Source organism: Pectobacterium cacticida (genome assembly GCF_036885195.1).
Classification (GTDB): domain Bacteria; phylum Pseudomonadota; class Gammaproteobacteria; order Enterobacterales; family Enterobacteriaceae; genus Pectobacterium; species Pectobacterium cacticida.
In genome coordinates this window covers 2,276,214-2,291,612 of the sequence record NZ_CP133656.1, presented here as the reverse complement: position 1 = coordinate 2,291,612, position 15,399 = coordinate 2,276,214, and the positions used below count along the sequence as shown (strand labels likewise).

Genomic DNA, 15,399 nt, shown 5'->3' with positions numbered 1-15,399 from the left:
CATCAGTATGACAAACCTGACAAATATCGCGACATCGATGTGCCTTGTCCTCATTGCGAGAGAGACTATGTGATTGAAATTACATTAATAGTGTGACTGGCATCACAATTGCTCAGTAGTAAGGAATCCGTACGGAAGGCGACACATGATGGTAATTGAACCCGCTGTTTTTGACCGTTTGCTGGCGTTACAGCGACATCTGTCGCCGCAAGGGGGGCTGCGAATGACATTAGATGGTGACCCGTGTAGTGGCTGGAAGGTCGGGCTGCACTGGAGCGCGGCCTTCCAGCCGCGTGATCACGTAGAAATGATCAACGGATTATGTCTGCTGGCCGATCCGCTGCACTGGACGCTATTACAAAACGCCACGCTGTCTGCCGGTCGGCAGAACAACCGCGCCGGAGTACGCGTGGTATTGCCTGCGGTATCAGCCTGTCAGTGCGAAAGCGGCGGTTGTACGACATTACCCGAACAGGGCTAACAAAGGGGTTAAAGATATGTGGAATTATTCTGAGAAAGTGAAAGAGCATTTTTTTAATCCGCGTAACGCCAAAGTCGTGGATGAAGCGAATGCCATCGGTGATGTTGGCTCACTGAGTTGCGGCGACGCGCTGCGCCTGATGCTGAAAGTGGATCCTGAGACGGAAATTATCCTGGACGCCGGATTCCAGACCTTTGGCTGTGGCAGCGCCATAGCGTCATCCTCGGCGCTGACCGAACTGATTATCGGCCGCAGCCTCACGCAGGCACAGCAGGTGAGCAACCAGCAAATTGCCGACTATCTCGACGGCCTTCCACCGGAAAAAATGCACTGTTCAGTGATGGGACAGGAAGCGCTGCGTGCTGCCATCAAGCATTACCGAGGGGAAGCGCCGGATGAAGATCATGAAGAAGGTGCGCTTATCTGCAAATGTTTCGCCGTCGATGAAGCCCAGATCCGTCGCGCGGTGATCGCCAACGGCCTGACCACGCTTGAGGAGGTGATCAATTACACCAAAGCCGGCGGTGGTTGTACCTCATGCCATGAAAAAATCGAGCTGTGTCTGGAAGATATTCTCAAAGAACACCCGGCGAAAATAACGGTGGCGGCAAAAGTCAAGGATGAAAGCTGGCTGGCGGTAGAAGAAGTCGTGGCGTCGTTGCGTCCGCATATCAGGGCCGACGGCGGTGATATGTCGCTGGTGCGTGTCGACGGGCAGGAAGTCACCGTAGCGCTTTCAGGCAGTTGCAGTGGTTGCATGATGACAGACATGACGCTGGCCTGGCTGCAACAAAAACTGGTTGAGCGCATGGGCCGGTATATGCGCGTGGTTTGCGCCGCCTAGTCTGTGCCATCAGGTGTGCATAACACCATAACATCCGCCCGGTAATTAAGGAGCAGACAATGAAAAATGTGTATCTGGATAACAACGCCACTACCCGTATTGATCCGATGGTGCTGGAAGCGATGATGCCGTATCTGCGCGACTATTACGGCAATCCGTCCTCAATTCATGATTTCGGTGAGCCGTGCCGGGCAGGGCTAGAACGCGCCCGCGAACAGGTGGCGAGCCTGCTGGGCGCAGCGTATACCAGCGAAATTATTTTCACCTCCTGCGCCACCGAAGCCACGTCGACGGCTATTTACTCGGCTACGTCGCTGTTACCGGAGCGTCGCGAAATCATCACCACCGCCGTGGAACACCCGGCCACGCTCGCCGTGTGTGAACACCTTGAGCGTCAGGGGTATATCATCCACCGCATTGGTGTCACCGAGGAAGGTGCGCTGGATACCGCCCACTATTACGACGCGCTGAGTGAAAACGTCGCACTGGTCACTATGATGTGGGCCAACAACGAAACCGGCGTGCTGTTTCCTGTCGCCGAAATGGCGGCCGCAGCGCATGAACACGGCATTCTGTTCCACTGTGACGCGGTGCAGGCGGTGGGTAAAATACCGATCTCGTTGCGTGCCACCGATATCGATATGCTGTCGTGCTCGGCGCATAAAATCCACGGACCGAAGGGCTGCGGCTGTCTGTATCTGCGACGCAATACCCGCTTTCGTCCGCTGGTGCGCGGCGGCCATCAGGAACGCGGACGCCGTGCCGGAACCGAGAATATCGCCGGGATTGTCGGCATGGGCGCGGCCTGTGAACTGGCGGATGTGCATCTGCCCATGATGGCCACAGTACAGGAAATGCGTGACCAGCTGGAGGCAGGCCTGCTGAGCCGTATTCCCCACACCCTGTTGATGGGTGCAAACCAGCCGCGCACGCCGAATACCGTGAATATCGCGTTCGAATATATCGAAGGTGAGGCCATTTTGCTGTTGCTTAATCATTGTGGTATCGCGGCATCCAGCGGCAGTGCCTGCACGTCGGGTTCGCTCGAACCGTCGCACGTGATGCGTGCCATGAATATTCCTTATACCGCCGCACATGGCAGTATCCGTTTCTCCCTGTCCCGTTTTACCCGCGAAAGGGAAATCGAATGGACGATTGAGCAGATGCCGGACATTGTGGCTCGCCTACGTACGCTGTCCCCTTACTGGCAGCAGGATAAACCGCAAGTTGCTCAAGGTGGCCAATTTGCGCCGACCTACGGCTGAAACAGGAGGCGGCGATGGCGGTTGCAGAATCCCAACAAACCGGCGACGCCCGCAGGCCGCAGGCGGTCACTATCAATGACACCACTTTGCGCGATGGCGAGCAAAGCCCTGGCGTGGCATTTCGTGCCAGTGAAAAATTGGACATTGCGCGGGCGCTGGTGAATGCCGGGGTGATCGAGTTGGAGGCGGGGACACCAGCGATGGGTGAAGAAGAGTGCGTACGGCTGGCCATGTTGCGCAGACAACTGCCGGACACGGTGATGATGTCGTGGTGCCGGATGAATGCAGCAGACATTCACGACGCCGCGCGGGTGGGCATGGATTGGGTGAATATCTCGGTTCCGGCTTCCGATTTGTTGCGTGAGCAAAAGCTCCGCCAGCCGTGGCCTGCGGTGATTGCCTCACTTAAACCACTGGTGAAATTGGCGCGACGTCTGGGTATGCGAGTCAGTATGGGTTGCGAGGATGCTTCGCGTTCTGCCGATGAAATCCTGAAAATGCTGGCGGAAGTGGCGGCAGATATGGGCATTGAGCGAATGCGGTTTGCCGATACGCTGGGTATTCTCGACCCGTTCAGTACCTTTGCGCGTATTTCGGCGCTGCGTCGGCACTGGCATGGCGAACTGGAAATGCATGCACATAACGATCTGGGTATGGCTACCGCCAATACGCTGGCGGCAGTCAGGGCCGGGGCGACGCATGTCAACACGACCGTGCTCGGACTCGGCGAACGGGCAGGCAATGCGGCGCTGGAAAGCGTGACAATGTCACTTTCCCGCTGTCTGGGCCTTGACAGCGGTATTGATTTTACCGAGCTGCCGGAACTGTGCCGCATCGTTGCGGCAGCGGCAGGCAGAACCGTTGATGTACAGCATCCGCTGATCGGCGGGCAGGTTTTCACCCATGAATCGGGCCTGCATGTGGCGGCGCTGCTGCGCGATCCGCGCAGTTATCAGGGGATCGAACCTGCGCTGGTCGGGCGGGAGTTTACTCTGGTGCTGGGCAAACACTCCGGCCGTCAGGCTGTGAGCGGGATCTGCGCAAGGCTGGGCTATAGCCTTAACGAGAAACAAGTGCTGTCGATGTTGCACGAAGTGAAACGCTTTGCCGAGCACCTCAAACGCAATCCGAGTGAGGAGGAGGTGATCGCCATGTGCCAGATGCGCATGGAGGATCAGATCCTCTTTGACGAACACCTTCAGGCGCAGGGAGGCTGACATGGACTGGTTTACCCGAATTGACGGTGTGGATGAGCTGGAGTCAGCGCAGTCATTCTTCGATTTCTTCCAACTGGAGGCCGATCCGGTGCTATTACGCAGTCGCCATCTGCACATCATGGCGCAGTTTAACCGGCGTCTGACCGCCGCCGTGCCACTGCGTATTGTCGGTGACGCGGGAACTGAGCACGCTGACTGGCAATTGGCCAGGCGTCTATTGGCCGAAAGTTACCAGCATATCGTCGACGGGCCGCTGACCACGCAGTCCGGGCTGGCAGTGTATCAGCGGCATAACGGCAGCTTTATCGACTGGGGCGATTTGCTGGAGGTGAAGCCTTGAAACCAGCATTTGAAATAGACCAGCAGGTGCGAGTGACGCGCATTGTGCGTGATGACGGCACTTTTGCCGGTAAAACGCGCGGTGACTTACTGGTTCGCCGTGGCAGTCTGGGATACGTGCGGGAATGGGGCGTATTTCTGCAGGACACCATCGTGTATCAGGTGCATTTTCTTGACGTCGATCTGATTGTCGGTTGCCGCGAACAGGAACTGATCGCCGGTGACGCGCCGTGGCTGGCAGGCGCTTTTCAGTATGGCGACCGGGTCAGCTCACGTCACAGCCTGGTCATCCGTGGCGAAGTGGTGGTGTCGCCGGGGGGCACGGGGCGCGTGCTGGGGGGCGTGTCGCTGGACAGCGTTTTTCATTATCAGGTTTTGTTTGGGCAGCGGATATTTCAGGTGCCCGAAAAGGCTCTGATCCTTGAGGAAGAGCAGGCATGAGTATTCCTGTGTGGCAGCGCTACAGCCGCTGGAAACTGGCACAAAAGATGAATCTGAGTGAAGAAATCAGCCAGACGTCAGCGCAGTATTTGCAGTTTACCAAAGTCTGGCAGCGCCAACTGGCGATAGAAGAGGCGGTAGTGCAGGCGGCGCTGGCGAGATCTCTCAATATTGAACCGCAGTCGGTAGAGACGACACGACAGGCGCTGTCCGCCGAGCTGCCTGAACTGGAGCTGACGGCGAGCGAGACCGAAGAACTGGTGATACACCAGACGCTGTTGCGCGAACAGTTGAACTGGGTGCAGCAACAAGCGCCGCTGCCGGATGATGCACAGGTAGAGGCATGGTATCGCGGCAATGTACAGCATTTCGTCCGCCCTGAACAACGTTACACCCGCCATCTGTTACTGACCGTGGAGGGCAATTCACCGGCGGTGCGCGATCGGATTGAGGCCATCGCGCGCCGTTTGCGTGACGGATATGCCCCGTTTTCCCGCGAGGCGCTGCGCTATTCTCACTGCCCAAGTGCGATGAGCGGCGGTGTGCTTGGCTGGGTGGGCCGCGGCATTCTTTATCCGCAACTGGAAGAGGCGTTGTTTCGCCTTGAGGCCGGGCAACTCAGCACCGGGATTGAAACTGAGCTGGGCTGGCATTTACTGTTGTGCGAACAAATCCGCCTGCCGCAACCTTTGCCGAAAGCCGATGCTATAAAACGGGTGCGCCAGCAACTGACCCGACGCCAGCAGAAACAATATCAGCGCCAATGGTTGCAGCAGTTGATCAGCATCTGACCTTATACTTTCCTGCCAGATGTTGTCGGTTTTAGCGACCGAATTGCACAAAAATTGCTCATTCATGGCCTGTGCTGCCTTATAACGGCGCAGATGGCCCCTTTGTCTGGCCTGGCGCTGCGCCGCTGTCAGCCTGCTTTGCGACAAAAAACGATTAACGTTGCGTCTTAAACCTCAAAATACCCTGTTCAGATCAACTTTTGTTCAGATGAATCCGCGAAAGGCCTGCAAATTGCACGGTTATTTCGGGTGAATGTAGATGTGATTTGGATTCCGGCATAGTGCAATAAAGGAGAGAAAGACATGAGCATAACGGCGTTATCAGCATCATTTCCTGAGGGGAATATCGCCAGTCGCTTGTCGCTGCAACATCCTTCACTGTTTTATACCGTGGTTGAACAATCGTCGGTGGCGATTTCGCTGACCGATCCGCAGGCGCGCATTTGCTATGCCAATCCGGCATTTTGTCGCCTGACGGGATTTGCCCTTGAGACGCTGATGGGCGAAAACCACCGCCTGCTGGCCAGCCAACAGACGCCAAAAGCTATCTATGACGACATGTGGCGTACGTTATTGCAAGGCAAATCCTGGAGCGGCCAGTTAATCAACCGGCGCAATAACCGATCGCTGTATCTGGCGGATGTCACTATTACCCCCATTTTAGACGCCGACGGGCAGGTGGAGCATTACCTCGGCATGCACAAAGATATCAGCGAAAAATATGCGCTGGAACAGCGGTTACGCAATCACATCACCTTAATAACGGAAGTGCTGAATAATATTCCCGCCGCCGTGGTGGTGGTGGATGAGCAAGACAACGTGGTAATGGACAATCTGGCCTATAAAACCTTGTGTGCTGACTGTGGAGGTAAAGAACTGTTGGCCGAAATGGGCTACCCGCAACGCAAAGAGGAGCTGAACAGTGGTGAGTTGGTGCCGGTTCCGATGCGCGGCAACGTACGCTGGTTTTCTTTCGGTCAGTGGGCATTGCAGGGCGTCAATGAAGAGGCCAGCCGCTTCTTTACCAGCATTACCGCGCCGGGGAAGCTGATTGTGCTGACCGACTGCACCGATCAGCATCACCGTCAGTCGCAGGGTTATCTTGACCGTCTCAAGCAAAAACTCACCAATGGAAAATTACTGGCGGCTATCCGCGAATCGCTCGATGCGGCATTGATCCAGCTTAACGGGCCTATCAATATGCTGGCGGCGGCGCGCCGTCTTAACGGCGAAGAAGGCAATAATATGGCGCTGGAATATGCCTGGCGTGAAGGTGAGCAGGCAGTGAATAGGTTGCAAGCCTGCCGTCCATCGTTGGATTTTGAGCCGCAAGCCGAATGGTCGGTCAGTGAATTCTTTGACGATCTGAGTGCGTTATACGACAGCCATTTTCTCAGTGACGGCGAATTGCGCGCCGTTGCGACGCCGTCTGATTTGCAAGCTTTCGGGCAACGAACGCAAATCCTCACCGCGCTGAGCTTATGGATTGATCACACACTGTCACAAGCGCAGGCCATGCCGTCACTGATGCTGTCAATGAGCATTGTGGCCAGGCAGGATGAAGGCTGGCTGTGTTTTGACATTACCGATAACGTGCCGCGTAAGTTGGTGCGTTATGCCCGCCCGGAGGCGACATTTTCCCGTCCGGGGAATGGTATGGAACTGCGCCTTATCCAGACGCTGATCGCTCATCATCGGGGCGCGTTAGATCTCTCGGCCCGCCCCGATGGCTGCACCTCGCTGACGCTACGTCTACCGTTACAGCAGGCTATCACCGGAGGTTTACAATGACTCAGTTACCTACTGCGGACCCGGTTATCAGGCGTTTTGACCTATCTGCTCAGTTTACGGCGCTTTATCGCATTAGCGTGGCGCTGAGTCAGGAAAGCAATACCGGGCGCGCGCTGGCGGCGATCCTCGAAGTGCTGCACGATCATGCTTTTATGCAATACGGCATGGTGTGTCTGTTTGATAAAGAACGCAATGCGCTCTTTGTGGAGTCCCTGCACGGCATCGACGGCGAAAGGAAAAAAGAGACCCGCCATGTCCGTTACCGCATGGGGGAAGGCGTGATCGGCGCGGTGATGAGTCAGCGTCAGTCGCTGGTCTTACCGCGTATCTCAGACGATCAGCGTTTTCTCGATCGCCTGAATATTTATGATTACAGCCTGCCACTGATTGGGGTGCCGATTCCCGGTGCGGATAATCTACCTGCGGGTGTGCTGGTGGCACAGCCGATGGCGTTGCACGAAGACCGGCTGACGGCCAGTACGCGTTTCTTGGAAATGGTGGCGAATCTCATTAGCCAGCCATTGCGTTTCGCTACGCCACCGGAATCGTTACCTGCCCAGACGCCAGTGCGTTGCAGTGCTCCGCGCCAGTTTGGTTTCGATCAGATGGTCGGTAAAAGCCAGGCGATGCGCCAGACCATGGACATTTTACGTCAGGTTTCCAAGTGGGATACCACGGTATTGGTCCGGGGCGAAAGCGGCACAGGCAAGGAACTTATCGCCAACGCTATTCATTACAACTCGCCACGCGCGGCCGCGCCGTTTGTGAAATTCAACTGCGCCGCGCTGCCGGATAACCTGCTGGAAAGCGAACTGTTCGGCCATGAAAAAGGGGCCTTCACCGGCGCTATCCGCACCCGCAAAGGGCGCTTTGAACTGGCGGACGGCGGCACGTTATTTCTTGATGAAATCGGCGAATCGAGCGCATCGTTTCAGGCTAAGCTGTTGCGTATTTTGCAGGAAGGTGAAATGGAACGGGTCGGGGGCGACACCACGCTGAAAGTGGATGTGCGCATTATTGCCGCCACTAATCGTAATCTTGAGGAGGAAGTGCGTGCCGGGAATTTTCGCGAGGATCTGTATTATCGCCTGAATGTGATGCCGGTTTCGTTGCCGGCGTTGCGTGAACGTCTGGACGATATCGCCGAGCTGGCGCCGTTTCTGGTCAAAAAGATTGCGCTGCGTCAGGGGCGGGATCTGCGCATCAGCGACGGCGCGGTGCGTCTGCTGATGACCTACAGCTGGCCGGGCAATGTGCGTGAACTGGAAAACTGCCTTGAACGGGCCTCGGTAATGACCGATGAGGGGCTGATCGACCGCGACGTGATCCTGTTCAATCACCACGAATCCCCGGCGCTGTCCGCCAAACCCAGACCGCCTGTGGCGGCAGACGAAAGCTGGCTGGATCAGGATCTCGACGAACGTCAGCGGGTGATTGCGGCATTGGAAAAAACCGGTTGGGTGCAAGCTAAAGCGGCCAGATTACTGGGTATGACGCCGCGCCAGATTGCCTACCGCATTCAAATTATGGACATCAACATGCACCGCATCTGATCTGGTCTTCCTGTCATGGCGACGTGCCGACCTTGTTGCTTTTGAAACAATGTCGGCACAACGCCATAAATCTGACAAATAACCCCTGCGCATTCCCGATATAAGATGTTAATAAATCACGTTTTTTACTGTCTTCATCAACGGTATGTTCTTTGCAAATATGCAGAACCTTCTGCTGATTAAGGTTTACCGCTATGACATCCTGTCCCTCCTCTGCGGGTTGCGCCGGACAAGGCCAGCACCGTGTTAATAAACAACTGGCTCGTAAAGCGGCGCAGCACCCGTGTTATTCCGTCAGCGGACATCATCGCTTTGCCAGAATGCATCTGGCCGTTGCCCCAGCCTGTAATCTGCAATGCCATTACTGTAATCGGAAATACGATTGCAGTAATGAATCACGTCCTGGCGTCGTGTCGGAATTGTTGCTTCCCGAACAGGCGGTGGCCAAAGCCCGTCAGGTGGCAGCGGCGATCCCGCAACTTTCCGTGGTCGGCATCGCAGGGCCAGGCGATCCGCTGGCTAATATCGGTCGCACGTTCCAGACGCTCGAACTGCTGCGCCAGCAACTGCCGGATCTCAAACTGTGTCTTTCTACCAATGGCCTGATGCTGCCGGATGTGGTGGACCGACTGGTGGATATCGGTGTGGATCATGTCACGGTGACGATGAATGCGCTGGATCCGGCCGTGGCCGAAAAAATCTATGCCTGGTTGTGGTATGAAGGCGAACGATATACCGGGCGGATGGCGGCAGACCTGCTGATTGAACGTCAGGCTGAGGGCATCAGAAAGCTGATTGAAAAAGGCGTGCTGGTGAAAATCAACTCAGTGCTGATCCCAGGGATTAATGACCGGCATATGCAGGCGGTTAGCCAGCAGGCGAGCGAATGGGGCGCGTTTTTACATAACATTATGCCGCTGATTTCTCGTCCCGAACACGGGACCGTATTCGGGCTGAACGGGCAGCCGGAACCGGACGCCGACATGGTGGCCTCGGTGCGAAAAGCCTGCGGTATTTCGATGCCGCAGATGATGCACTGCCATCAGTGCCGCGCAGATGCCATCGGCATGCTGGGTGAAGATCGCAATGCGGCTTTCCCGCTGGCCTCCGTGCCGGTTAATCCGCCGCCTTACTTACCGGTGTTGCATCAGCGTGCACAGCTTCACGCAAGTATTGTATCGCAGGGCGAATCCGAAGAAGCGGACGCCTGTCTGGTGGCGGTGGCAACGTCGCAAGGGCAGGCTGTCGATCAGCACTTCGGTCACGCCGATCGTTTTACGCTGTACAGTCTGTCGGCGGCGGGCGTGATGCAGGTCGGGCAGCGTTTTACGCCCCGCTATTGCCGTTCGCCGGATGACTGCGAGCCGCAAGATGCCACGGAAAATATGGATGCCTTGCTGGCATTGCTGGCGGATGTTAAAGCGGTATTCTGCGCGCGCATAGGCCTGACGCCCTGGAAACGGCTGGAAGCGGCTGGCATCGAACCGCAGGTGGATGGCGCCTGGCAGTCGGTTGACACCGTGTTGGCGCAATGGTGGCAGCAACGAAAGCTAGCCCGGGGGGAAATCAGCATTCGCGGGGTGGCGTGATGAACGGCGCGCAAGGGTGGTTGCGCCGGTTGGTGTCATTGCATCTCGCTGGACGCTCGCATTTCCCGCCGCAGATGGGGCTGGATGATGCCGCCTGGCAGGCCTTGTTGCAATATACCGGACACACCGCGCCGATGCTGTCCACATGGCAACTCGAGCAGCAAAAACTGCTCGGGCTGCTGCAACAGACCCGAACCCGGGAACGTGAACAACTGGCGCGCTGGCTCTCACAGTCACAGGTGCCGGAGGCCGCACCGATGCATGCACTGATCGCCACGGCCTCGATGGGGTTTGATCATCTGTGGCAGGATCTTGGGCTGGATTCCCGCGCTGAACTGCGCGATCTGATGGCTGATTGCTTTCCTGAACTGGTCAGGCTTAATCATCAGAACATGCGTTGGAAAAAGTTCTTCTATCGCCAACAATGTATTGGGTCGCTGGGCGAAATCGTCTGTCGCTCGCCAAGCTGTAACGAATGCTGTGAATGGAACACCTGCTTTGCGCCGGAAGAATAGGCGTAGCGCCTCGGGTTCTGCGTATTTCACCCGCAATGACCAGAGCGAGTGAGCAAAAAATCGACTCCTGTCGATAGAACAAAACCAGCCAGACGGCTGGTTTTGTCTTTTTAGCGGAGGTGCCATCACCGGAGGGTCAGAGCACAGCCTGTTTGAGCACCCCCAACCACGCGTCAATGCGCTCCTCGGTCAGATCATACTGATTTTCCTGATCCAGTGGCAGGCCGACAAATTCATTGTTTTCCAGCAGTGCGGCGGAGAACGAGAATTTATAACCTTCACGTGGCCACTGACCTACAATGCGGGCACCACGCGAAATGGCGAGGTCATAGAGGATCCGCATTGCACTCACAAAATTTTTGGAATAATTAAGCTGATCGCCCAGCCCGAATAAGGCCACTGTTTTACCAGTCAGATCGGCTTCGGACAGCGTGCTGATGAACTCCAGCCAGGAGTTATACTGACAGCCGGTATCCACGCCTGGCAACTCGCCATCGCCCAGCGTTGGCGTACCCAGCAGCAATACCGGGTAGGATAAAAACTGTTCACGGGTTGCACGCCGGACATCCAGAGGCGCGTCGGCAATGCCGTCCAATTTCTGGTAGATAAGTTTTGCAACTTTTCTTGTTTGCCCTGTATCAGATCCAAAAAAAATACCGATGGTAGCCATAATTATCTCCTGATATATCAAACGCCTGTTAAAAGAGTGGACTAAGACAACGCGTCGTTTTCGCTCAGGATGACGCGAGTTTTTTATAACCTTCACGTCGTTCACGAGCATCGTCTTCCGTCTTTTTAAACAAAGACTCGGCAAATTCCGGATACAGCTTTTTCAATGACGAGTAGCGAACTTCGCCCGCCAGAAATTCCTGGAAATCCTCTTCTGGCTCATCAGAATCGAGGATGAACGGATTTTTACCTGCATCTTTCCGTTGCGGGTGATAGCGGTAATTTGCCCAATATCCCGCCTCGACAGCGCGTCTGGCTTCATGCTGACTGCGTCCCATACCAATACGCAAACCGTGATTGATACAGGCTGCATAAGCAATAATGAGGGAAGGTCCTGGATAGGCTTCGGCTTCAGCAATCGCCCGTATCGTCTGATTTCTGTCGGCTCCCATAGCGATTTGTGCGACATACACGTAGCCGTAACTCATCGCCATCATGCCCAGATCTTTCTTTCGGGTTTTCTTGCCATTGGCCGCAAATTGCGCAATGGCGGCCGCGGGCGTCGATTTAGACGACTGGCCGCCCGTGTTGGAATAGACCTCGGTATCAAATACCAGAACGTTGATATCCTTACCCGATGCCAGCACATGATCCAGCCCTCCGAAACCGATGTCATAGGCCCAGCCGTCACCACCAAAAATCCAGTGAGAACGTTTCGCCAAATAATCACGATGGGCATAGATATTGTCTATATATGGATTTTTTCCCGGCACTTGAGAAGCCAGAAGCGCCACCACTTTTTCTGCCCGTTCTCGGGTCCCTTCACCCCGATCTTTATTGGCCAGCCAGTCACTCAGGCAGTCTGCCAGTTCAGCGTCCAGTGGTGCTTCCGAGTCATGATTGAGCGCGGCCTTAACCTGTGTGGCGAGGGCATCACGAAGCGCATCCACGCCCAGCAGCATGCCAAGACCAAACTCGGCGTTATCTTCAAAAAGTGAGTTGGCCCAGGTTGGTCCATGCCCTTTGTGATTAGTGGTATAAGGAATAGAGGGTGCGCTTGCGCCCCAGATAGATGAGCAACCGGTGGCATTGGCAATCATCATTCTGTCGCCAAATAACTGAGTCACTAGCTTGGCGTAAGGCGTTTCACCACATCCCCCGCAGGCGCCGGAGAACTCCAGCAGGGGTTGTTCAAACTGGCTTCCTTTCACGGTGAATTTATTTTGCGGATTGGCTTTGGGTGTCAGGGTGAGCGCATGGTCCCACAGATCAATTTCATGCTCCTGAGATTCCAGCGATTGCATGGCCAGCGCCTTGCCTTTGACCGGGCAGACATCGGCGCAGTTACCACAACCAGAGCAATCGAGTGGAGAAATGGCGAGGCGATACCAGGCATCTTCTGCTCCGCTGGCCAGTATGGCGCTGAACCCTGCCGGTGCATTTTGTTTTTCTTCTTCAGAAATCAATACAGGGCGGATAGCCGCGTGAGGGCAGATAAAGGCACATTGGTTACATTGGGTACATTTATCCGGCTGCCACACGGGCACATTAATTGCCACACCGCGTTTTTCATAGGCCGCCGTGCCGGACGGAAAGGTGCCATCCTCGATGCCGGTAAACGTGCTGACGGGTAACGAATCGCCTTCCTGCCTATTCATCGGGATCAGAATATCTTTGATAAATGCAGGTAATGATTTAGACGATACAACATTGTCCTCCAGGTGGTTCCACGCCACCGGAACATTGACCTGCAACACAGACTCAAAACCGCTGTCCACCGCCAGATTATTCATATCGACCACCTTCTGGCCTTTATTACCGTATGTATGCTCAATGCTCTGTTTCAGGTATTCCACGGCCTGAGCCGGAGGAATGATGTCTGCCAGTTTGAAGAAAGCCGATTGCATGATCATATTAAAGCGCCCGCCCAGCCCCAGTTTCTGGGCGATCCCGATGGCATTGACGATATAAAACTGGATATTGTTTGCGGCTATATAGCGCTTCATGGCAACAGGCAGTTTTTCGTCTAGCTCCGCGACATCCCAGCTACAGTTGAGCAGGAAGGTTCCACCCGGTTTCAGCCCTGCCAGCAGGTGATATTTGTGAACGTAGGATTGTTGTGAGCACGAAATAAAATCCGCTTTATCGATTAAATACGGGGATTTGATCGGGCTATGACCGAAACGCAGATGCGACATCGTGACGCCACCGGACTTTTTAGAGTCATAAGCGAAGTAGGCCTGCGCGAACATGTCGGTGTTGTCGCCGATAATTTTGATGGCGCTTTTATTCGCCCCGACCGTCCCGTCTGAACCCAGTCCCCAGAATTTGCAGGCAGTCGTTCCGTTAGATGATGTATCAAGGCTACGGTCTGAGGGGGGCAATGAGGTGAAGGTGACATCGTCGTTGATCCCCACCGTAAAACCATCGCGCGGACGTTCAGACGCTAGGTTATTGAAGACGGACATAATGTGGGAAGGTAGAATATCTTTGCCGCCCAACGCATAGCGGCCGCCGACAATGACCGGACGCCAGTCGCTGTTATAGAACGCACTCTTCACATCGAGATACAGCGGTTCAGCCAGTGAACCGGGTTCTTTTGTCCGATCGAGAACGGCAATGTTGCTGACACTCTTCGGAATATATTTGAAAAAATGCGATAAAGAAAAAGGCCGATAAAGGTGGACGGTCAGCACGCCGACCTTTTCGCCGCAGGCATTGAGATAATCCACCGTTTCCTGAATGGTTTCGCATACCGATCCCATAGCAATAATCATCCGCACAGCATCCGGCGCACCGTAATAGTTGAACAGATGATACTCACGACCGGTAAGGGCGCTGATTTTCTCCATGTATGACTCCACCATTTCCGGCAGAGCCATGTAGAATTTATTTGATGCCTCACGCTCCTGGAAATAAATATCCGGGTTTTGTGCCGTACCCCGGATAACCGGATGGTCCGGATGTAAGGCATTCTGGCGAAAACGCGCCACGGCTTCCCGGTCCAGCAACGCGCCCAAATCTTCATAATCGAGCACTTCGATTTTCTGGATTTCGTGAGACGTACGGAAACCATCAAAGAAATTGATAAACGGGATACGCCCTTTTATGGCAGTCAGATGTGCCACTGCGGCAAGATCCATCACCTCCTGGACGCTGCTTTCTACCAGCATGGCGCAACCGGTCTGGCGAACAGCCATGACGTCCTGATGGTCACCAAAGATATTCAACGAATTGGTTGCCAGAGCACGCGCGCTGACATGAAAAACAGCGGGCAACAATTCACCCGCAATTTTGTACAGGTTCGGCGTCATTAATAATAACCCTTGCGAAGCGGTATAAGTGGTCGCCAGAGCGCCAGCCTGCAAGGCGCCGTGTATTGCCCCGGCGGCACCGGACTCGGACTGCATCTCGATGATTTTCACCGTCTGACCGAACAGGTTTTTTTTACCCTGTGCGGCCCATTCATCAACACTTTCTGCCATCGGAGTCGAAGGTGTAATAGGATAAATCGCGGTAACGTCCGTGAAGGCATAAGACACATAGGCCGCCGCCGTATTTCCGTCCATGGTCTTCATTTTTTTCGGCATGATTCTCTCTCCAACTCGATGTTGCTCAATTCAAGATTTGGTAAAGAGGTAAGCATGGGGCATGCCAAGCTGAAGATTTTGGTCAACGCTTTGATTTACTGCGCGTAGTTGCGATTGCGTGTCAGGCAGGGTTGTCGCCATTGACGGTTTCAGCACACATTTGTTAGCCACTTGTCGTTACGCTAACATTATTCACCGGAAATGGAGTCTGCGCGGCTGACAAACAGGATGTTTGTTCGGCGAGTAGCGCGCGAGTTTATTAACCGCCTGTTATGGAAACGTTCGGTTATTAGCGCTCGTTGTTTTCGCGTTAA

At 54.9% G+C, this 15,399-nt stretch carries 13 protein-coding genes; 11 read left to right on the top strand and 2 right to left on the bottom strand.

What is annotated here, in order from left to right; genetic code table 11:
* Positions 1–145: 145 nt before the first annotated feature.
* From RFN81_RS10595 to RFN81_RS10545, 11 genes are all read left to right on the top strand, one after another.
* Complete coding sequence (locus RFN81_RS10595) at positions 146–481, top strand: hypothetical protein (protein ID WP_264495816.1); 336 nt, start codon at positions 146–148, stop codon at positions 479–481.
* 16 nt (positions 482–497) lie between these two features.
* Positions 498–1,325 carry a Fe-S cluster assembly protein NifU gene (gene nifU / locus RFN81_RS10590; RefSeq protein WP_264495815.1) on the top strand — a complete coding sequence of 276 codons (828 nt, stop codon included), beginning with the start codon at positions 498–500 and terminating at the stop codon, positions 1,323–1,325.
* 59 nt (positions 1,326–1,384) lie between these two features.
* On the top strand, positions 1,385–2,590 hold the full coding sequence (gene nifS, locus RFN81_RS10585) for a cysteine desulfurase NifS (RefSeq protein ID WP_264495814.1): 1,206 nt from the start codon (positions 1,385–1,387) through the stop codon (positions 2,588–2,590).
* A 14-nt stretch (positions 2,591–2,604) separates the two neighbouring features.
* On the top strand, positions 2,605–3,807 hold the full coding sequence (gene nifV / locus RFN81_RS10580; RefSeq protein WP_264495813.1) for a homocitrate synthase: 1,203 nt from the start codon (positions 2,605–2,607) through the stop codon (positions 3,805–3,807).
* A gap of 1 nt (position 3,808) precedes the next feature.
* Entirely contained in the window at positions 3,809–4,147 is a 339-nt protein-coding gene (locus tag RFN81_RS10575) for a nitrogenase-stabilizing/protective protein NifW (RefSeq protein WP_264495812.1), read from the top strand.
* Positions 4,144–4,587, top strand: coding sequence for a nitrogen fixation protein NifZ (locus RFN81_RS10570; RefSeq protein ID WP_264495811.1), 444 nt, complete (start codon positions 4,144–4,146; stop codon positions 4,585–4,587). The genes RFN81_RS10575 and RFN81_RS10570 overlap by 4 nt, the downstream gene beginning before the upstream one ends.
* Complete coding sequence (gene nifM / locus RFN81_RS10565; protein ID WP_264495810.1) at positions 4,584–5,378, top strand: nitrogen fixation protein NifM; 795 nt, start codon at positions 4,584–4,586, stop codon at positions 5,376–5,378. Before RFN81_RS10570 ends, nifM begins: the two co-directional genes overlap by 4 nt.
* A 303-nt stretch (positions 5,379–5,681) precedes the next feature.
* A complete protein-coding gene (gene nifL / locus RFN81_RS10560) occupies positions 5,682–7,169 on the top strand; it encodes a nitrogen fixation negative regulator NifL (protein WP_264495809.1) in 1,488 nt (495 codons plus the stop codon).
* Positions 7,166–8,722: a nif-specific transcriptional activator NifA gene (nifA, locus tag RFN81_RS10555; RefSeq protein WP_264495808.1), complete on the top strand. Its 1,557-nt coding sequence runs from the start codon at positions 7,166–7,168 to the stop codon at positions 8,720–8,722. The genes nifL and nifA overlap by 4 nt, the downstream gene beginning before the upstream one ends.
* 194 nt (positions 8,723–8,916) lie before the next feature.
* Positions 8,917–10,311: a nitrogenase cofactor biosynthesis protein NifB gene (gene nifB / locus RFN81_RS10550; RefSeq protein WP_264495807.1), complete on the top strand. Its 1,395-nt coding sequence runs from the start codon at positions 8,917–8,919 to the stop codon at positions 10,309–10,311.
* A complete protein-coding gene (locus tag RFN81_RS10545) occupies positions 10,311–10,826 on the top strand; it encodes a nitrogen fixation protein NifQ (protein ID WP_264495806.1) in 516 nt (171 codons plus the stop codon). Before nifB ends, RFN81_RS10545 begins: the two co-directional genes overlap by 1 nt.
* A 136-nt stretch (positions 10,827–10,962) precedes the next feature.
* Here RFN81_RS10545 and RFN81_RS10540 read toward each other — a convergent pair whose 3' ends face one another.
* Both RFN81_RS10540 and nifJ read right to left on the bottom strand, forming a co-directional pair.
* Positions 10,963–11,496: a flavodoxin gene (locus tag RFN81_RS10540; RefSeq protein WP_264495805.1), complete on the bottom strand. Its 534-nt coding sequence runs from the start codon at positions 11,494–11,496 to the stop codon at positions 10,963–10,965.
* A 64-nt stretch (positions 11,497–11,560) separates the two neighbouring features.
* Complete coding sequence (nifJ, locus tag RFN81_RS10535; protein ID WP_264495804.1) at positions 11,561–15,085, bottom strand: pyruvate:ferredoxin (flavodoxin) oxidoreductase; 3,525 nt, start codon at positions 15,083–15,085, stop codon at positions 11,561–11,563.
* Positions 15,086–15,399 lie beyond the last annotated feature (314 nt).